At 62.7% G+C, this 19,591-nt stretch carries 17 protein-coding genes; 10 read left to right on the top strand and 7 right to left on the bottom strand.

What is annotated here, in order from left to right; translation table 11 throughout:
• The first annotated feature begins 95 nt into the window (after nucleotides 1-95).
• The 8 genes from metF (at nucleotide 96) to B7O88_RS06350 (ending at nucleotide 7,400) form a co-directional block, all read left to right on the top strand.
• Nucleotides 96-941, top strand: coding sequence for a methylenetetrahydrofolate reductase [NAD(P)H] (metF, locus tag B7O88_RS06385; protein WP_088274409.1), 846 nt, complete (start codon nucleotides 96-98; stop codon nucleotides 939-941).
• A 71-nt stretch (nucleotides 942-1,012) separates the two neighbouring features.
• Nucleotides 1,013-1,750: a substrate-binding periplasmic protein gene (locus tag B7O88_RS06380; protein WP_088274407.1), complete on the top strand. Its 738-nt coding sequence runs from the start codon at nucleotides 1,013-1,015 to the stop codon at nucleotides 1,748-1,750.
• A 421-nt stretch (nucleotides 1,751-2,171) separates the two neighbouring features.
• Nucleotides 2,172-3,815: a DEAD/DEAH box helicase gene (locus tag B7O88_RS06375; protein ID WP_088274405.1), complete on the top strand. Its 1,644-nt coding sequence runs from the start codon at nucleotides 2,172-2,174 to the stop codon at nucleotides 3,813-3,815.
• 133 nt (nucleotides 3,816-3,948) lie between these two features.
• Nucleotides 3,949-4,548: a DUF3617 family protein gene (locus tag B7O88_RS06370; protein WP_088274403.1), complete on the top strand. Its 600-nt coding sequence runs from the start codon at nucleotides 3,949-3,951 to the stop codon at nucleotides 4,546-4,548.
• A 138-nt stretch (nucleotides 4,549-4,686) separates the two neighbouring features.
• On the top strand, nucleotides 4,687-5,118 hold the full coding sequence (locus B7O88_RS06365) for a hypothetical protein (protein ID WP_088274401.1): 432 nt from the start codon (nucleotides 4,687-4,689) through the stop codon (nucleotides 5,116-5,118).
• Entirely contained in the window at nucleotides 5,115-5,771 is a 657-nt protein-coding gene (locus B7O88_RS06360; protein WP_088274399.1) for a CDP-alcohol phosphatidyltransferase family protein, read from the top strand. Before B7O88_RS06365 ends, B7O88_RS06360 begins: the two co-directional genes overlap by 4 nt.
• Entirely contained in the window at nucleotides 5,771-6,727 is a 957-nt protein-coding gene (locus B7O88_RS06355; RefSeq protein WP_200818435.1) for a phosphatidate cytidylyltransferase, read from the top strand. The genes B7O88_RS06360 and B7O88_RS06355 overlap by 1 nt, the downstream gene beginning before the upstream one ends.
• 7 nt (nucleotides 6,728-6,734) lie before the next feature.
• The gene (locus B7O88_RS06350; RefSeq protein WP_200818436.1) at nucleotides 6,735-7,400 is read left to right on the top strand and encodes a lysophospholipid acyltransferase family protein; all 666 of its coding nucleotides are present in this window, start codon (nucleotides 6,735-6,737) and stop codon (nucleotides 7,398-7,400) included.
• A gap of 48 nt (nucleotides 7,401-7,448) precedes the next feature.
• On the opposite strand, the gene B7O88_RS06345 is transcribed toward B7O88_RS06350, so the two are convergent.
• From B7O88_RS06345 to B7O88_RS06335, 3 genes are all read right to left on the bottom strand, one after another.
• Nucleotides 7,449-10,256 carry an FAD-binding and (Fe-S)-binding domain-containing protein gene (locus tag B7O88_RS06345; RefSeq protein ID WP_088274397.1) on the bottom strand — a complete coding sequence of 936 codons (2,808 nt, stop codon included), beginning with the start codon at nucleotides 10,254-10,256 and terminating at the stop codon, nucleotides 7,449-7,451.
• A gap of 12 nt (nucleotides 10,257-10,268) precedes the next feature.
• Nucleotides 10,269-11,423, bottom strand: a complete 1,155-nt coding sequence (gene lldD, locus B7O88_RS06340) for an FMN-dependent L-lactate dehydrogenase LldD (RefSeq protein ID WP_088274395.1) — start codon at nucleotides 11,421-11,423, stop codon at nucleotides 10,269-10,271.
• A 72-nt stretch (nucleotides 11,424-11,495) separates the two neighbouring features.
• Entirely contained in the window at nucleotides 11,496-13,190 is a 1,695-nt protein-coding gene (locus tag B7O88_RS06335; protein ID WP_088274394.1) for an L-lactate permease, read from the bottom strand.
• A 203-nt stretch (nucleotides 13,191-13,393) separates the two neighbouring features.
• Here B7O88_RS06335 and B7O88_RS06330 point away from each other — a divergent pair, with 203 nt between their 5' ends.
• Nucleotides 13,394-14,170 (top strand): GntR family transcriptional regulator, encoded by a 777-nt coding sequence (locus tag B7O88_RS06330; RefSeq protein ID WP_088274392.1) that lies wholly within the window; start codon nucleotides 13,394-13,396, stop codon nucleotides 14,168-14,170.
• Here B7O88_RS06330 and B7O88_RS06325 read toward each other — a convergent pair.
• The gene (locus B7O88_RS06325; RefSeq protein ID WP_088274390.1) at nucleotides 14,160-15,338 is read right to left on the bottom strand and encodes a CaiB/BaiF CoA transferase family protein; all 1,179 of its coding nucleotides are present in this window, start codon (nucleotides 15,336-15,338) and stop codon (nucleotides 14,160-14,162) included. The genes B7O88_RS06330 and B7O88_RS06325 overlap by 11 nt on opposite strands.
• 173 nt (nucleotides 15,339-15,511) lie before the next feature.
• Nucleotides 15,512-16,696: an acyl-CoA dehydrogenase gene (locus B7O88_RS06320; protein WP_088274389.1), complete on the bottom strand. Its 1,185-nt coding sequence runs from the start codon at nucleotides 16,694-16,696 to the stop codon at nucleotides 15,512-15,514.
• A gap of 241 nt (nucleotides 16,697-16,937) precedes the next feature.
• Here B7O88_RS06320 and B7O88_RS06315 point away from each other — a divergent pair, with 241 nt between their 5' ends.
• Nucleotides 16,938-17,852, top strand: a complete 915-nt coding sequence (locus B7O88_RS06315) for a LysR family transcriptional regulator (protein WP_088274387.1) — start codon at nucleotides 16,938-16,940, stop codon at nucleotides 17,850-17,852.
• Between the two features lie 196 nt (nucleotides 17,853-18,048).
• Here the strand turns inward: B7O88_RS06315 and B7O88_RS06310 are convergent, their stop codons facing one another.
• Together B7O88_RS06310 and B7O88_RS06305 are read right to left on the bottom strand one after the other, a co-directional pair.
• The gene (locus B7O88_RS06310) at nucleotides 18,049-18,624 is read right to left on the bottom strand and encodes a YceI family protein (protein ID WP_088274385.1); all 576 of its coding nucleotides are present in this window, start codon (nucleotides 18,622-18,624) and stop codon (nucleotides 18,049-18,051) included.
• Complete coding sequence (locus B7O88_RS06305; RefSeq protein WP_088274383.1) at nucleotides 18,621-19,196, bottom strand: cytochrome b; 576 nt, start codon at nucleotides 19,194-19,196, stop codon at nucleotides 18,621-18,623. Before B7O88_RS06305 ends, B7O88_RS06310 begins: the two co-directional genes overlap by 4 nt.
• Between the last annotated feature and the right edge of the window lie 395 nt (nucleotides 19,197-19,591).

The raw sequence follows: 19,591 nt of genomic DNA, 5'->3' as shown, positions 1-19,591 counted from the left end.
CCTGCCCGCCCCGCCGGCGGGCAAAGGTTTCCGGGGTTGCTTGCCGCTTGTAGCTTGAGGCTTGAAGCTGACGCCCTTCCAAGAGTAGAGAGATAATGACGACCAACGCCCCCATCAGCTTCGAGTTCTTCCCGACCAAGACCGAAGCCGGCCACGAAAAACTGCTCGCCACTGCCCGGACCCTGGCTGCGGCAGGCCCTGAATTCTTTTCCGTCACCTACGGTGCCGGCGGCTCCACCCGTGACGGCACCCGCCGCACCGTGCTGCAACTGGACGGCGAGGTAAAGGTTCCGACCGCGCCGCACCTGTCCTGCGTCGGCGACTCGCGCGACGACCTGCGCTCCCTGATCAACGACTACCGCGCCAACGGCATCCAGCGCATCGTCGCCCTGCGCGGCGACCTGCCCTCCGGTATGGGGCATGCCAGCGGCGAGCTGCGCTACGCCAACGAGCTGGTCGAGTTCATCCGCGCCGAGACCGGCGATCACTTCACCATCGAGGTCGCCGCCTACCCGGAGTCGCACCCGCAGGCGCCAAACTTTGAAACCGATCTGCAGAACTTCATCCGCAAGGCCCGCGCCGGTGCCGACAGCGCGATCACCCAGTACTTCTTCAACGCCGACTGCTACTTCCACTTCGTGGACCGGGTGCGCCAGGCAGGGATCGACATCCCGATCATTCCAGGCATCATGCCGATCACCAACTACACCAAGCTGGCACGCTTCTCCGACGCCTGCGGCGCCGAGATTCCGCGCTGGATCCGCAAGCAGCTGGAAGCCTACGGTGACGACAGCGACAGCATCAGCGCCTTCGGTACCGAGGTGATCAGTCAGCTGTGCGAGCGCCTGCTCGATGGCGGTGCGCCCGGCCTGCACTTTTACACCCTCAACCAGGCCGAACCCAGCCTTGCCGTTGTGCGCAATCTGCAGGGCGATCGCTGAGCCGGACGGGCTACCGGCGCCCCCGGCAGCCCGAACATGCGAGCACCGCAAAAGCACGCTAGACTGCGGCCATGAACCGATTTCATGGCCTTCTGGCCGTCGCCCTGGCACTGTCAGCCAGCCCACTCAAAGCCGAACAGCTGACCATTGTCAGCGAGCCATGGCCACCCTACGTATTTGAAGAGAACAACACTATCCGTGGCATCGACTACGAGGTCAGCGACAGGCTGCTGCGTGAGCTGGGCTATGACCCCAAATGGCGAATGATGCCCTGGAAGCGGGCCCAGCATGAGGTGCGCGAGGGCAATGCCGACGCCATTCTCGATATAGGCATCAACGACCAGCGCCGCCAGACGTACCACTACCCCAGCGAGCCGCTTTCCCACAGCGAGACAGTGCTGTTCTATCGCAAGAGCCAGCCATTTCCGTTCACCCGAATCGAAGACCTGCGCGGTCTGCGTATCGGTATCTCTGCCGGTTACAGTTACGGAAACGATGAGTTCAAGGCCGCCAACTACTTCGAGCGCTGGCCCTGTCCTGCAATCGAAGCCTGTCTGCTGATGCTGGAGCATGGTCGCGTCGACATGCTGCCGATCAACCGCAGGGTCGGCCTGTACACCATCAGACAACTCGGACTGAATGATCGGATCGCCCACCATGACACTCAACTGAGCAGCGGCGAGCTCTACCTGGCATTCGCGCGAACGCCGGCGCTGGCCGACCTCGCAAAGCGCTTCAGCGAGGCATTGCAGCAATTCAAGCAGTCGGACGACTACCTGCACCTGCTGTATCGCTATGGTCTGCAATAGTCAGGCAGCGCCTGCCAGTCGGCACTATGCGGCGGCTCCCTTTCTGTTATACTCGCCGGGCTTCAGGAAGCACTGAACAACTCCGCATGCTCTCTGGCCTTCCGATCAACTGCGCATCAGGCGCACTATCGAAGACATGCCAGGACCCGTCGCACCACCGCCACGCAGAGAGCGGTTGACCGCGACAGTCACTCAGGGCGAGCGCTCAAGCACCAATCGACTGTTCGGCACGGTCTGTCCGGGGCATTTCCCGTACGCCATTGCCAAGCGCCGGTGTCGCTGAGCCCTGGTAGCGCGCGTGCGACGTCACACACTGCTTTCTTTCATTCCAGGCCGCACGGACACGCGGCAGCCGCACGGTGCCAGACACCTGCCCGCTGCCCTCTGCACGTTCGCAACGGCCATCACAGGGTTATTCTGAATGTCCTTTGCCTCCTTGGGCCTGTCGGACGCGTTGGTACGCGCCGTGGCAGCCACTGGTTACACCAAGCCCACCCCGGTTCAGCTGCAAGCGATTCCGGCTGTTCTCGAAGGCCGCGACCTGATGGTTGCGGCACAGACCGGCACCGGCAAGACCGCCGGTTTTGCACTTCCGGTTATCGAACGTCTGTTCCCCGCTGGCGAGCCCGCCGGCAAGCGCCCGGGCGCCAAACAGGTTCGCGTGCTGGTACTTACCCCGACCCGCGAGCTGGCAGCTCAGGTGCACGACAGCATTCGCGCCTATGCTACCGAGCTGCCGCTCAAGTCCACCTGCATCTTTGGTGGCGTTGGCGCCAACCCGCAGATGAAAGCCATCGCTCCCGGCCTCGATATTCTGGTTGCCTGCCCGGGCCGCCTTCTTGACCTGGTCGGTCAGAAGGCTGTCGATCTGTCGCAGGTAGAGGTACTGGTGCTGGACGAAGCCGACCGCATGCTCGACATGGGCTTTGTCCATGACGTGAAGAAGGTCATCGCCAAGCTGCCGGCCAAGCGTCAGAACCTGCTGTTCTCCGCGACCTTCTCGAAAGACATCACCGATCTGGCCAACAAGCTGCTCGACAACCCGGCGCGTATCGAAGTCACGCCGCCGAATACCACCGTCGAGCGCATCAATCAAAAGGTCTACCGCGTTGCTGCCGGCCACAAGCGTGCGCTGGTCGCCCATCTGATCACCCAGGGCGCCTGGGAACAGGTGCTGATCTTTACCCGCACCAAACACGGAGCCAACCGTCTGGCCGAGTACCTGGTCAAGAACGGTCTGCCGGCGGCGGCGATTCATGGCAACAAGAGCCAGAGCGCACGCACCAAGGCACTGGCCGACTTCAAGGCCAACACCCTGCGCATTCTGGTAGCTACCGATATCGCCGCCCGCGGCCTCGACATTGATCAGCTGCCCCACGTGATCAACTTCGAGCTGCCCAACGTCTCGGAAGACTACGTCCACCGCATCGGCCGCACCGGCCGCGCCGGCCGCAGCGGCGAAGCGGTGTCGCTGGTCAGCCCGGACGAAGACAAGCTGCTGCGCGCGATCGAGCGCATGACCAGGCAACGTATTGAAGAAGGCACACTGGAAGGATTCGAGCCGCCCGCCCAGGCTGAGCTGAACAGTGATCGCCCGGAGCGTGAGCGTGGCGAACGCAGCGAGCGCCCGCGTGGCCAGAACGCGCGCAGCAACAGCAATGGCGGTGCGCGCAACAACCGCGGCCAGGGTGGCCAGGCCGCCAAACGCACCAGCCAAGGCCAAGGCCAATCGCAAGGCCAAGGCCAAGGCCAGGGCGCCCGCGCGAACGGCGGGAATGCCGGCAACGGCGGCAAGGGTAACGGCGGAAACGGCCAGCCACGCGGCCAGCGTCGCGACGACCGCCAGCGCGGCGAGCAACGTCCGCATCAGCAACGACAGCGCGCAGCCGGCCAGCCACGCGTCATGCCCGGCATTCACGCGCCGGAAGATCCGGTTGCGATTGAACGCCGCCGTCAGGCACTCGGCAACCGCATTGAGCCGGAGGTCGAGGAGCGTAAACCGGCCAAAGGCAAACCGGGTGGCCGCCCGCAGCGCGAAAAGCCGGCATTGCTCGGCCCACGCTGAGGTCGAAAACGAAACGGGGGCCATGCGCCCCCGTTTTTTTGTGCAACGATCACGCCCCGCATCATCAACGCTGCACAGCAGCTTCATCAGCGGCTATAGTCCTTGAAGGTATTTACGTCACAAGGACCGTTTCATGACTCTGCCACGGCTTGCACTGCTCTCCACCCTCGCCTTTGCTCCTGCCCTGCTCTGCGCCCAGCAGCTCGACACCTCGCCAAAGCCGGGCCTGTGGATCAGCGAAAGTACCACCCTGATCAACGGTGTCGATATGCAGGCGCGTATGCGCGAAATGCGCACCAACATGCTCAACAGCCTCCCTCCGGAGCAACGGGCCATGGCCGAGGAAATGCTCGGTACTGAAGAACAGGTTGGGGAACGCCAATGCATTACAGCCGACATTGCAAAAACCCTGACCGACCCGCAAGCCCTGCTGCGCGATGCACGGGAGAACATGCCCAAATGCGACTTCAAGATCAGCCAGTCCAGCGCTGACGCCCTGGAATTCACCGGTCGCTGCAACGATCCTGACGGGTTCACCGGCGACATGAGCGGCACAATTGAAATGCTCTCCAGCACTGAAATGCGCTCTACTTTCAATGGCCAGGGCGCCTATGCGCTGCCGGCCGGCTTACTCGGCCCGGATGCCGACCCCGGCGATGGCGAGGTAACCCTGTCTCATCGGCAGATCAGCCGCTGGCAATCCAGCGATTGCGGCAACGCCCCGCCCTACTGAGCTGCGTCAACCGTGCCCGCCACAAAGAGTCTTGCGCTGCTTCACATCAGTGCAGCGCAGGGCTCGCCTGCCTGACGTCATCGGGTTATTCTCCCCCACCCGGCCTGTGCCGGCGTCGTGCAGTGACAGGGAGCGTACATGTCTGCAACAACCCCGGATAACGCCAACAGTTGGCGCGGCCGCCTGGTCGCAGCGCTGCTCGCCTTCCTGATCTGGGGCGCATGGGCCCTGTTTGCCAATTGGCACAACGATACGTCACATGCGCTGATGGCCGGCCTGCTGCAAGGCACCTTCAGCGCCGTTCTCACCCTGCTGATGGCCATGGCCGTCACCACACTGTTTCGCCGCCTGCCGGACAACCCGCTGCGCATGCTGCTGCCGGCACTACTGATCGTCGGCGTCAGCTTCACCCTGCTCTACCTGCTGCACAGCTGGCATCAGACACCCGCGCTCTGGCAGACCATCATTCCTCCGAGCAGCATGGCCTTCGCCTACTGCCTGTTTCTGAGCGTGCGCCTGCATCGCCAGGCCCGCGCCCTCACCCTCACCCTCAACAACGAGACACCATGACCAGCAATCGCCGCCCACTGAAGATCCGCGATCAGCGGATCATGAACCGCTTCGCCGCCTGGCTCAGCCAGCGCAGCGTTACCCCCAATCAGATTTCCGTACTCAGCGTGGTCTGCGCACTGGCCGGCGCGGCCGCGCTGGTCTGGTCCGGCCAGCAGGCGGGGGGCGAGCGCTCCATCTGGCTGATCGTCGCCGCCCTGTGCATTCAGCTGCGCCTGTTATGCAACCTGTTCGACGGCATGGTGGCGATGGAGGGCGGCAAGCAGACACCGGCAGGCGAGCTGTTCAACGATGTCCCGGATCGCATCGCCGATCCGCTGCTGATCGTCGCCTGCGGCTTTGCCCTGCCCGGTTTCGAGTCGGCCCAGTGGCTGGCCTGGCTCGGCGCACTGCTGGCCGTGATGACCGCCTATGTACGCGTACTCGGTGTCTCGCTCGGGCTGCCAGCCGACTTCCGCGGGCCGATGGCCAAGCAGCAACGCATGGCCCTGCTGACCGGCGCCTGCGTACTGTCGGTATTCGATCCGCTTTGGCAGCACCCGGGGCTGATCCTTTGGGTCAGCCTGATTATCATCGCCGTCGGCAGCGGCCTGACGGTTTTGCGCCGTCTGATCGGCGCCTATCTGCGCCTGCAACGCCGGGGGATTGAATAATGGATATCGGCCTGCCCTTTATGCTCGACCTCACACCTAATACGCTGAACGCCATGATGGTGGTGGTCGCCATGCTGGTGATCGCCAGCATCACCCAACTGATCCTGCGCCCGCGCCTGAGCGACGACGGCTATCTGGAGCTGAAACAGCGCATCAACTCCTGGTGGGTAATGGTCGGCGTGGTGTTTACCGCACTGATGATTGGCCCCACCGCCTCGCTGGTCTTCTTCACCATCCTGAGCTTTATCGCCCTACGTGAGTTCTTCTCGATTCTGCCGGTACGCGTGACCGACCGCCGGCTGATTCTCGCGCTGTATCTGGCCGTACCGCTGCAGTACTACTGGGTTGGACTGGGCTGGTACGGGATGTTTATCGTCTTCATTCCGGTCTACCTGTTCCTGCTGATTCCCTTCGGCCTCTTGATGCTGGGTGAAACCAAGGGCTTCATTCGCGCGGTCGGCTCCTATCAGTGGGCAACCATGACCACGGTGTTCGCCATCAGCCACGTCGCCTATCTGCTGATGCTGCCCGCCGATGAAAACCCGGCGGGCGGCGGCGTTGGTCTGGTGCTGTATCTGGTGTTCCTGACCCAGTTCAACGACGTGGCCCAGTACATCTGGGGCAAGAAGTTCGGCAACCGCAAGATTGTCCCGGCAATCAGCCCGAACAAGACCTGGGCCGGTTTTCTCGGTGGCGTCGCCACCACCACCGTGCTCGGCGCCGTGCTGGCTCCCTGGCTGACGCCGCTCGGCTGGGGTCTCGGTCTGGCCGCGGGCCTGCTGATCGGCCTGGCCGGCTTCATCGGCGATCTGACCGTTTCCGCGGTCAAGCGTGACCTGCGCATCAAGGACACCAGCCAGCTGATTCCGGGCCACGGCGGCATCCTCGACCGTATCGACAGCCTGATGTATACCGCGCCGCTGTTCTTCCACTTCCTCGTTTACACCACCTACTGAGGCCGCCATGTCCGTGATCAAGCGCCTGCCCAAACAGCTGTTCTTTCTGCTGATCGTCAAGCCGGTGGTGTACCTGCTGCTTGGCCTGAACATCTACAACAAGCAACGCCTGCCCAGCCACGGCCCGGCGATTCTGGCCGCCAACCACAACAGCCACCTGGACACCCTTGTATTGATGGCCCTGTATCCGCTCGGCGAGCTGCACCGGGTACGCCCGGTGGCGGCAGCGGATTACTTCCTGCGCAACCGCTTCACCAGTTGGCTGTCGCTGAATCTGATTGGCATCATCCCGCTCGACCGGCAGGGCCAGGTCGACAAGGATCAGGTCTTCGAGCAGTGCCAGCAGGCGCTGGCCGATGGGCAGATTCTGCTGCTGTTCCCCGAGGGCAGCCGCGGCGACCCGGAGCAGCTGCAGCCGCTGCGCAAGGGCGTCTACCACCTGGCACGCAGCCACGCCGGCACTCAGGTCGTCCCCATTGCCATGCACGGCCTGGGGCGCGCACTGCCCAAGGGCGGCTCGATGATCGTGCCGTTCAACGCCGATGTGGTGATTGGTGAAGCACTGCTGCCGGGTGACGACAGCAACGCGTTCATGCAGGACTTGCAGACCTCGCTGGAAGGCCTGCTGGCTCAGTGCATCACCAAACGGGATGCGCGCTGGGAGGATGAGTAAGCCGCGTCCACGGTGGCAGCGGCGCACCGCCCTGCCACCCGTGAGCCGCTAGAGCGCGACGGGCTTGGTCACCCGATCCACCAGATAGACCAGACTGTGATAGTCCACGCCGCTATGGCTGGACAGCCCGATCTCGCAGGTACGGCTGGTTGATACCCCCTCGCTGCAATGCTGCACCACCGGCTTGAGCGTCCGCAGTGCATGATCATTCAGCTCGGGCAGGTTGAAGCCCTTGTCGCCGGCAAAGCCGCAGCAGTGAATCCCTTCCGGCACCACGACGTTGGTACTGCAGCGCCGGGCAATCTCGATCAGCGCCTGCCCCTCGCCCAGATGCTGGGTACTGCAGGTTACGTGCACCGCGACCGCCCCGGCCTGGGGAGTGAACTCCAGTCGCTGGAACAGATGGGTTCGGATAAAGCGCACCGGATCAAAGATATCCAACCCATCGGCCTTGCCATTGATCAGACTCAGCGTACAGGGGCTGGTGTCGCAGTAGATCGGATCCTGACCGTTGCGGCTAGCCTCGCGCAGCGCTGCAAGCAGCTCGTTGCGCTTGGCCTCGGCCTGCTCGGGATAGCCCTTGGAGGCAAACGGCTGGCCGCAGCACAAGCCATCGAGCTGCGCCGGCAGTACCACTTCATAGCCCGCCTTTTCCAGCAGCGCCCGGGTCTTGTCGATAAGCGGCATCTGCTCGCTGTCGCTGCGCGCCGGCCCCATGCTGCGCGAGATACAGGCCGGCAGGTAAACCACCCGCGGCTTGCCGCTTTGCCATTGCTCGAGCGGCGGAATCAGTTTGACCGGCTGCGGCAGCGCCGGCGTCCAGCTCGGCAGGCGCTCGCCAGACAGCTTGCGCACACCCTCGCTCCAGCGCTGCAGACGCGGCGCACCGAGCAGACGGTGGGCCAGGTCTGCAGCGCGCAAGGTGAAGCGCACACCGCGGAGCGCGCCAGCAAAGTGTTTGGCCAGCCACGCGGCGCTGTCAGGGCGGTTGGCCTGCGAGGCGCGCAGCTCGCGCACCAGATCACCGGTGTTAATGCCCACCGGGCAGCGCTCGGCGCACAGGCCGGTCGCGGCGCAGCTGTCGATGCCCTGGTATTGGTAAGCCGCTTCCAGCTCACGGGTATCGATACCCGCGCGCTTTTTCGCCTGTATGTCGCGCCAGATGACGATGCGCTGGCGTGGCGTCAGGGTCAGGCCATTGCTCGGGCAGACTGGCTCACAAAACCCGCACTCGATGCACTTGTCGACGATGTCGTGCGCGGCCGGCAGCGGCTTGAGGTTTTTCAGGTGAATCTGCGGGTCATCGGACAGCACCACGTCCGGGTTGAGAATGCCCTGCGGGTCGAGCAGCCGCTTGATTCGCCACATCAACTGATAGGCGTCGCTGCCCCACTCCTGCTCGACGAACGGTGCCATATTGCGGCCGGTGCCATGCTCGGCCTTCAGTGAGCCGCCGAATTCGACCGCGACCAGCTCGGCCACATCGCCCATGAAGGCTTCATAACGGGCGACTTGGGCCGGGTCCTCGAACCCTTGGGTAAACACAAAGTGCAGGTTGCCCTCCAGCGCGTGGCCAAAGATGATCGCCTCGTCGTAGCCGTGCTTCTCGAACAGCGCGATCAACCGGTGCACGCCCGCAGCCAATTGCTCCACCGGGAACGTAACGTCTTCGATGATCACGGTGGTCCCGGTCGCGCGCACCGCACCGACCGCCGGGAAGGTGCCCTTGCGGATCGCCCACAGCTGGCCGGAGACCGCCGGATCTTCGGTGAAATCGACCTGCTGCTCGATCGGGAACGGGGCCAGCGCCGCGCGGATCTGCGCCAGTTGCTCGTGCAGCAGCGACTGGCTGGCGGCGCGCGACTCGATCAGCAGCGCGCAGGCGCCGTCCGACAGCGCGGCGACCCAGTCCGGCAGGCCCGGCTGGTTCTGCACCGAGCGCAGACTGCGGCGATCCAGCAGCTCCACCGCAGCCACCGGCTGCTGCTTGAGCACCGGTACCGCGCGGCAGCAGGTGTCCACATCCGGAAACACGATCAGCGCACTGGCCTTGTGCGGGTATTCGGGCACGGTGTTGTAGGTCACCGAGCTGATAAAACCGAGGGTGCCTTCAGAGCCGACCATCAGGTGGGTGAGGATATCCAGCGGATCGTCAAAATCGACCAGCGCGTTAAGCGACAAACCGGTGGTGTTCTTCAGCCGATACTTGTGGCGAATCCGCTCGGCCAGCGCGGTATTGGCGCGGGTTTCGCGGCCCAGCTCGGCCAGTTGCTCAAGCAGCGCGCCGTGACTTTGGCGGAAGGCCGCCACACCGCGTTCGTCTTCGCTGTCCAGCACGGTGCCATCGGCCAGCACCAGACGCATACCAGCCAGCGTCTGGTAGCTGTTCTGCGCCGTGCCGCAGCACATGCCACTGGCGTTGTTGGCGACGATGCCGCCGATCTTGCAGGCGTTGATCGAAGCCGGGTCCGGCCCGATCTTGCGCCCCAGCGGCGCCAGTACCGCGTTGGCCTGCGCGCCGATTACGCCGGGCTGAAGGCGAATCTGATTACCACCGTCGCGAATCTCGCGGCCGTTCCAGTAATCACCCAGCACGATCAGTACCGAGTCACTGATCGCCTGCCCGGACAGACTGGTGCCGGCCGCACGGAAAGTGACCGGCACCTTATGCCGGGTGGCCAGATGCAACAGACGCACCACCTCCGCCTCCGACTCGACCCGCACCACCAGTTTGGGAATCAGCCGATAAAAGCTGGCGTCGGTGCCAAACGCCAGAGTCGACAGCGGATCGTCGAACAGCCGCTCGGGCGGAATCAGGCGACGGGCGCCGGTCAGAAAATCGGCAGGCAGGCTCATGCTATCTCCGTATTACTTGCTCAAATGCTGCAGTTCACGCACCAGCAGATCGGCGTTGATCTCACTGATGGATTTGGCACCGGTCAGTACCATCGCCACCCGCATCTCTTTTTCGATCAGCTCCAGCAGATTGCTCACGCCCGCCTCACCATCAGCCGCCAGCGCGTAGATAAAGGCGCGGCCGAGCATGGTGCAGTCGGCGCCGAGCGCCAGCATACGGACGACGTCCAGACCTGTGCGAATACCCGAGTCGACCAGAATCTTCAGGTCACCTTTAACCGCATCGGCAATCGCCGGCAACGCGCGCGCGCTAGACAGTACGCCATCGAGCTGACGGCCGCCGTGGTTGGATACCACGATGCCGTCGGCACCAAAGCGCAGCGCATCGCGGGCGTCTTCCGGATCGAGAATGCCCTTGATCACCATCGGGCCGTCCCAGAAGTCACGAATCCACTGCAGATCTTTCCAGGAGATGGACGCATCGAAGTTGGCACCCAACCACCCCATGTAATCTTCCAGGCCTGTCGGGTTACCTCGGTAGGCGGAGATATTGCCCAGGTCGTGCGGTTTGCCAAGCAGCCCCACATCAAAGGCCCAGCGCGGATGGGTCACAGCTTGAAGGTAACGACGCATCGCGGCGTTCGGGCCGCTCATGCCCGAGTGCGCGTCACGATAGCGCGCACCGGGCACCGGCATGTCGACGGTGAACACCAGGGTGGTCACGCCGGCGGCCTTGGCGCGCTCCAGCGCATTCTTCATGAATCCGCGATCCTTCAACACATAGAGCTGGAACCACATCGGGCGACTGATCGCCGGTGCGACTTCTTCAATCGGACAGACCGAGACGGTCGACAGGGTAAAGGGAATGCCCTTGTCAGCCGCTGCGCGCGCCGCCTGAACTTCACCGCGGCGGGCGTACATGCCGGTCAGGCCAACCGGTGACAGCGCTACCGGCATGCTCAGGGTTTCATCGAACAGACGGGTTTCCAGGCTCAGCTCCGACATGTTCTTCAGCACCCGCTGGCGCAGGGCAATACCGGCCAGATCCTCGACGTTCTTCTTCAACGTGTGCTCGGCGTAGGCCCCACCGTCGATATAGTGAAACAGAAAGGGAGGCAGTCGGCGCTGGGCGGCGGCGCGGTAATCGGTCGAGGCAGAAATGATCATCAGCAAACTCTCATCGGTTCTTCAACGGGCAACGCCCCGGCAGCCAGGGCCGGGGCGCGAGCAGTCAACACATCAGCCAGCCATCAGCGGATCGCTGACACCCAGCACATAGGCAGCAAACAGCGCAATCAGACCAGTCATCAGCACATAGTACAGAGTCGGCCAGACAGTCCGGCGCAGGGTGGTCCCCTCACGGCCGAGCAGCCCCACAGTTGCTGAGGCAGCCACCACGTTGTGGATCGCCACCATGTTGCCGGCAGCAGCCCCCACGGCCTGCACCGCCACGATCAACGCGGTCGACAGACCAAGGTTGCTGGCCACGCCAAACTGAAACTGGCTGAACATCATGTTCGAGACGGTATTGGAGCCCGCGAGGAACGCGCCCAGTGCGCCGATGGTCGGCGCCAGCAACGGGTAGATGCCACCGACGCTGTCGGCTACATAACGGGCCATCAGAATCGGCATGCTTGGCAAGTCTGCCGCGTTCACTCCGGAGTTGATCAGGATGCGGACCATTGGCACGGTAAACAGCAATACGAAGCCGGCACTCAGCAGCACCCCACCGGACTCGCCAAGCGCCTTGCCCAGCTCACGGACCTTCATGCGATGCAGGAAGAAGGTCGCAATCACCACCATCACCAGAATGCCGCCCGGCAGATAGAGCGGCTGAACCCCACCGCTGACACCGGTCTCACCAAGAATATCGGTAAAGTTGATGGCCACCGACTTGAACGCGGTGCTGACCTCGGGGAACACCCGGCTGATCACCAGCAGCACACCAACCAGCAGGTAGGGCAGCCAGGCACGGAAGCTGCTCATGGGGCGCGCAGTCAGCTCTTCCAGCTTCATCTCGACGGTACCCATCCAGGCCTCCGGCCAGCTGTCGCGGGGCGCAAAGTCCCACTGACGCTTGGGTACCAGAAAACCGAAACGCGCGGCGCTGGTCACCACTGCCAGACCGACCAGACCACCGATCAACGACGGGAACTCGGGGCCGAGCAGCAGGCCGCTGATGAGATAGGGAATGGTCATCGACAGGCCGGCAAACAGAGCAAACGGCAGCACCTCGAATACCGCGCGCCAGCTCTTGTCCTTGCCGAAGAAGCGCACCAGCATGATGACCATAACCAGCGGCATGACCGTACCGACCAGCGCATGCACGATGGCTACCTGGCTGGTGATCAGCTGCAGGTAGGCGTCCCAGCTTGAGCCGTTAGCGGCCAGCTGCTCGCTGATCGCGGCGTGATCCAGCCCGGTGTTGACCCCGACAATGATCGGCGTACCGACCGCACCAAAGGACACCGGCGTGCTTTGCACCAGCATGCCCATCAGTACCGCAGCCATCGCCGGGAAACCGATCGCCACCAGCAGCGGCGCGGCAATCGCCGCCGGGGTGCCGAAACCGGACGCACCTTCGATGAAGCAGCCAAACAGCCAGGCGATGATAATCGCCTGAATGCGGCGGTCAGGGCTGATGGTGGTAAACCCGGCACGAATCGCGGTGATACCGCCCGAATGCTTGAGGGTGTTCAGCAGCAGTATCGCGCCAAAAATGATCCACAGCACCCCCACGGTGACGACCAGGCCCTGCAGGGTCGACGCCAGCACCCGGTTGAAACTCATATCCCAGACAAACAGCGCGATCCCGGCGCTGAGCAGATACACCAGCGGCATGGCGCGACGCGCCGGCCAGCGCAGACCGATCAGCAATACACCTGCAAGCAGGATCGGGGCAAAAGCCATGAGGGCAAGGAAACCGGAAGACATGGAGCGCTCCTGTAGTTGTTATTGGCGGTCGAGCACCAATTGGTAAGACCAATTTACAAAAATGAATGACCAGATTAAAAAAGCACCAGAGCCATGTCAAACCCATAACGCTAGACTTTGGTATAGATCAATCCTGACGGGTTGCCTGTAAAGGTCATGCTGGTTACCCTCTACAGGCGATTGGTCAGACCAAAGGAACAACAATGGAAGTAGGTCAGATTCGACAGCGCAGACTGTCGGACAACATCGTTGAGCAACTGGAAACCATGATTCTTGAAGGCACGCTGCAGCCGGGGCAGCGCCTGCCGGCCGAGCGCGCGCTGGCCGAGCAGTTCGGCGTGTCCCGCCCGTCGCTGCGCGAGGCAGTACAGAAACTGGTCGCCAAGGGCTTGCTGATCAGCCGCCAGGGCGGCGGCAACTATGTCAGCGATTCACTCGGTTCAAGCTTCAGCGATCCCCTGCTCAGCCTGCTCGAAGGTCATCCGGAAGCGCACCGAGACCTGCTGGAGTTCCGCCACACGCTGGAAGCCGACTGCGCCTATTACGCCGCGCTGCGCGCTACCGATCTGGACCGCCAGCACCTGCAGAGCGCCTTTGACGCCCTGCAGGCCTGCTACGCCCGCGAGGGCAAGGCGTCACGCGCCGAGGAAGGCGCCGCCGACGCGCGCTTTCACCTGGCAATTGCCGAAGCCAGCCACAACCTGGTGCTGCTGCACACCATTCGCGGCCTGTTCGACCTGCTCAAACGCAATGTGGTAACCAATATCGGCGGCATGTATGCGCTGCGCAGCGAAACCCGGCGGATGCTGGTCGGGCAGCATCAGGCGCTGTTCGACGCCATCATGCAGGGCCGCGCCGACGATGCCAGACGCATCGCCGGCGAGCACATCAGCTACGTGCAGGACGTGCTGGAAGAGCGGGAGGAGGAAAGCAGACGGCTGGCCCGCGCGCAGAGACGCGAGCGGCCGATCAGTCGCTGAGCCAGTCAGCGAACACCTCGCTGTTGTGCTCACCCAGCAGCGGCGGCGGGCGCCGGTAGTCAACCGGCGTGCGCGACAGTCTGATCGGGTTGGCGACCAGGTCCACCTCACCGGCCAGCGGGTGGGCCATGCGAATGCGCGTACCCCGCGCCTGCACCTGCGGATCGGCAAACACCTGCGCCAGATCATTGATCGGCCCGCAGGGCACACCCGCCTGCTCCAGCGCTGCAATCCATTCGGCGGTGGTGCGAAATACCGTCACCTGGCGGATCAACGGAATCAGCTCGGCGCGGTTGGCAACCCGTGAGGCGTTGCTGACAAAGCGCGGATCAGTCGCCCACTCCGGGTGCCCCGCCACCTCGCAGAACTTGCGGAACTGGCCGTCGTTACCCACCGTCAGGATGAAATCACCATCGGCGGTCGGGAAATCCTGATACGGAACGATGTTCGGATGAGCGTTGCCCAGCCGCTTGGGCGGCACGCCCGTGGTGAGATAGTTCAGCGCCTGATTGCCGAGACAGGCGATTTGCACATCCAGCAGCGCCAGATCGATGTACTGGCCCTGACCGCTTCGCTCACGCTCAGCCAGTGCGGCGAGAATGGCATTGCTGGCGTAGAGCCCGGTGAGAATATCGGTCAGCGCCACGCCGACCTTGACCGGCCCTGCCCCCTCTTCCCCATCGGCCTTGCCGGTGATGCTCATCAGGCCACCCATGGCCTGAATCATGAAGTCATAGCCTGCGCGTTTGGCGTAAGGACCCTGCTGGCCGAAGCCGGTCACCGAGCAGTAGATAAGGCGCGGATTGAGCGCCTGCAGGCTCTGGTAATCCAGCCCATAGGCCGCCAGCCCGCCAACCTTGAAGTTCTCGATCAGCACATCTGCGCGCTGCACCAGCTCACGCACCCGTTGCTGCCCCTCGGGCTGGGTAAAGTCGATGGTAATCGAGCGCTTGTTGCGGTTGGCCGACAGAAAGTACGCCGCCTCGGAGGTATCGCGACCATCGGCATCACGCAGATACGGCGGCCCCCAGGCACGGGTATCGTCACCCGCCCCCGGCCTTTCGACCTTGACCACATCCGCGCCCAGATCCGCCAGCATCTGCCCGGCCCATGGGCCAGCCAGCACGCGGGACAGGTCGAGGACGCGCAAACCGGATAATGCACTCATGTCTTTAGCTCCAAGCTTCAAGCGGCAAGCTTCAAGCCACAAGCTGGCCGTGCGGGATACGAAGATAAGGGTACTAGCGGTACGCCAATGCAGCGTGAGGAGAACGCGACAAGCCGAACCAACTCAGAACGGCTTGTCGCTTGCAGCTTAAAGCTTGCAGCTGCCTTCAGGCGTTAGAAAAACGCCTGAAGGCCGGTCTGCGCACGGCCGAGGATCAGCGCGTGGACGTCGTGGGTACCTTCGTAGGTGTTGACCACTTCCAGGTTGACCACGTGACGGATCACACCGTACTCGTCGGAGATACCGTTGCCACCCAGCATGTCGCGGGCAACGCGGGCGATGTCCAGCGACTTGCCGCAGGAGTTGCGCTTCATGATCGAGGTGATTTCCACCGCGGCAGTACCTTCGTCCTTCATGCGGCCCAGACGCAGGCAGCCTTGCAGAGCCAGGGTGATTTCGGTCTGCATGTCAGCCAGCTTCTTCTGTACCAGCTGAGTCTGCGCCAGCGGACGACCAAACTGCAGACGGTCCAGGGTGTACTGACGAGCGGTGTGCCAGCAGAACTCGGCCGCACCCAGCGCACCCCAGGAGATGCCGTAACGGGCAGAGTTCAGGCAGGTGAACGGACCTTTCAGACCGGTCACGTGCGGCAGCATGTTTTCTTCCGGAACGAACACGTCTTCCATCACGATCTCACCGGTAATGGAGGTACGCAGGCCAACCTTGCCCTTGATCGCCGGCGCGCTCAGACCTTTCCAGCCCTTCTCCAGAATGAAGCCACGGATGACGTCGTCGTCGGTTTTTGCCCAGACCACGAACACGTCAGCAATGGGGCTGTTGGTGATCCACATCTTGGCACCCTTGAGCAGGTAACCGCCCTCGGTCTTGCGTGCACGGGTGACCATGGAGCCCGGATCGGAGCCGTGGTTCGGCTCGGTCAGGCCGAAGCAGCCGATGAACTCACCACTGGCCAGCTTGGGTAGATACTTCTGCTTCTGCTCTTCACTGCCAAATTCGTTGATCGGCACCATCACCAGCGAGGACTGGACGCTCATCATCGAACGGTAACCGGAATCAACGCGCTCGACTTCACGGGCGATAAGACCGTAGCAGACATAGTTCAAGCCGCTTCCGCCGTACTCGGTCGGAATGGTTGCGCCCAGCAGGCCCAGCTCGCCCATTTCGCGGAAAATTTCCACGTCGGTCTGCTCGTTACGGAACGAGTTCAGCACCCGCGGCATGAGTTTGTCCTGGCAGTACTGGCGTGCACTGTCACGCACCATGCGCTCTTCTTCAGTCAGTTGCTGATCCAGCAGCAGCGGATCTTCCCAGTTGAAACTTGCCTTGGATGCGGCCATGAGCTCTCCGATATTCGTTTTACGGGTGATGGGGTTCCACTGGGGAACCATAATGTGTCAGTGACTCTACGCACAGAGAAACCAGCAAACAAGCGTCTTTTATGCAGATACCTGTGCTAAATTGGAACTCCGAACAATTGCATAGCGACAAGCCGCAAGCTGCAAGCAACCCCGGCTCAGCGCACGGACAGCTTGCCGCTTGATACTTATAGCTTATCGCTGCTCCGAAGGAGCCCGCCCCATGCGCCGCAAGATCCCCCCGACCCAGGCCCTGATCTGCTTCGAGTCGTCCGCTCGCCATGAGAGCTTCACCAAGGCTGCCGAGGAACTCTCGCTGACCCAGAGCGCGGTGTGTCGCCAGATCGCCAACCTCGAAGCATTCCTTGATATTCAACTGTTTCGCCGTACCCGCCGCGGTGTGAAACTGACTGACGCCGGACAGATATACAGCCGTCGAATCGCCAGCCGGCTGGATGCTGTCGAGCGCGACACCCTGTCGGTGATGGGTAATCAGGGCACCGCCACGCTGGAGTTGGCCCTGGTCCCCACCTTCGGTACCCAGTGGCTGCTGCCGCGGCTCAGTCACTTTCTGCGCCAGCATCCGCAGATCACCGTCAATATGACCAACCGTACGCGGCCGTTCCTGTTCGCCGATACCGAATTCGATGCCGCGATCTACTTCGGCGATGGTGACTGGTCTGGCACCCAAACCCACTACCTGATGCCCGAGGCGCCAATTCCGGTGTGCAGCCCGGCGCTGATCGCTCCTGCCCGCGAGCTGACGCCCGAGGACATCGCCCAACTGCCACTGCTGCAGCAGACCACCCGCCCCTACGCCTGGCGCCAGTGGTTCGCCGCCGCCGACATGCGCGTCGAGCACGACCTCAACGGTACCCGACTGGAACTGTTCTCAATGCTCGCGCAAGCCGCGATGCACGGCATGGGTATCGCCCTGATCCCGCCATTTCTGATCCGCCAGGAACTGGCAGACGGCCGCCTGATCAGCCCCTGCCCACGCAGCTTCGAAACCGACAACGGTTACTACCTGGTGATCCCCGAGCGCAAGGCCGAATCGGCTGCGCTGCTGGCGTTCCGCGACTGGATTCTGCAGCAGGCGCACGCCTGGGTTAAGGAGGCGGCAAGCCTCAAGATGTAAGTTGTTAGCGGCAAGCTGCAAGCAGAACCGGATGGGCGGCGGCGTCCTGAGAGTGTCCGTAGCGTCGAGCAGCTACCTCCGCCTGAATAATCCCCCGCGATGGGACCCCGCACGGGTTTTGCTTGCAGCTTGCAGCTTGAAGCTCAAAAAAAGGGGCCCGAAGGCCCCTGAAGCACACATGAACTAGTTACCGCGATTACTGGCGAATACCTTCGACAGTAATGATCAGGTCGACGGTTTCAGACGCCGGCCCGAGGTTGTAAGTGATACCGAAATCGGCCAGCTTCAGTGTGGTGGTCGCATCAAAGCCGGCGCGATAGCCGCCCCACGGGTCGTCACCTTCGCCGATGAAGCGCGCGTCCAGCACCACCGGTTTGGTGACACCGTTGAGGGTCAGATCGCCGGTGACCTTGGCGGTATTTTCGCCAGTCATCTCGATGCCGGTGGAAGCAAAGGTGGCAGTGCCGTGTTCTTCGACATTGAGGAAGTCGGCGCTGCGGATATGCTTGTCACGCTCGGCGTGGTTGGTGTCGACGCTGGCGGTGCTCAGGGTGACGTTGACGCTGCTCGCCTCGGGCTTGGAAGCGTCCCAGCTGAAGGTGCCGTCGAAGTCGTTGAAGCGGCCGTAGATCCAGCTGTAGCCCAGGTGGCTGATCTTGAAGTTGACCGAGGCGTGCTGCCCCTGCTTGTCGATCTGGTAGTCCGCGGCCTGCGCCAGGCCACCTGCCATCATCAAACCACCGAGGGTGGCTGCAACCATCAGTTTCTTCATTTGCCATTCTCCGTCGAGTTGCGCAGCCGCATGCCGAGCATGCGCCGCAGAGTATTGTCCTTGTCGATCAGGTGATGCTTGAGCGCGCCCAGCGCATGCAGCCCGGCGAGCCCCAGCAACCCGAGCGCCAGCCAGTAGTGCACGGCACCTGCCCGATCGGCCTGCTCCGGCAAGCCGCTGATCAGCGCCGGCACGTCGAACCAGCCAAACAGGCTGACGCCGCTACCCTTGGCGGTCGAAATCAGATAGCCGCTGATCACAATGATCAGCATAGCGGCGTACATCAGCCACTGCGCAGTGCCTGCTGCCATTCGCTCGACGCGCGAGTGAGTGGGCAACGCTGCCGGCGCCGGAGACAACCAGCGCCAAAGCAGACGAACCAGCAACAGAGCCGCAAACACCAGCCCTACGCTTTTGTGCCAGAACGGCGCACTGGTATACCAGGGGCTGTAATAGTTGAGGCTGGTCATCCACAGACCAACCGCTGCAAGCCCTACGACCATCACCGACATGACCCAGTGCAGGCTCGTTGCCAGCCAGCCGAATCTGTCCTTGCTGTTACGCCACTGCATAGTCACCTCACCTGCGATGGGCGAGATAATCCCATCGACTGGATAAGATAAAAAGCGCAAAAATTGGTTCCCACCAAACAGGTTTCTCGATATTTCAGCCTGGCAGTATGCTTTGTTGAGGGCACCGAAAGACGCATCCCTGAAAGGAACACTCAGGGAGGACGCTTTTCGATGTTTTTGTGATGGGCCAACGTGAAGAAGAACACAATCAGTTGGACGCTTTCGACATCGCGCGGCAGCTAAATCCGCCTTTCGCCTTCACGGCGAGCCAAGGGGGGCTGCTTGCCCAGCCCCCCTTGGCGATCTCCCCGGGCACCCGGCTACGCGGCCCTTCGGGTTCGCTGCGTTGCTCGGCTTGGCGGGGATCGGCAGAACTCGGCTCTGCGAGCCTCAAA

The sequence above is a fragment of the Halopseudomonas aestusnigri genome (assembly GCF_002197985.1).
Lineage (GTDB): Bacteria > Pseudomonadota > Gammaproteobacteria > Pseudomonadales > Pseudomonadaceae > Halopseudomonas > Halopseudomonas aestusnigri.
The sequence above is the reverse complement of the archived record's forward strand: the minus strand, read 5'-3'. Positions and strand labels throughout refer to the sequence as shown.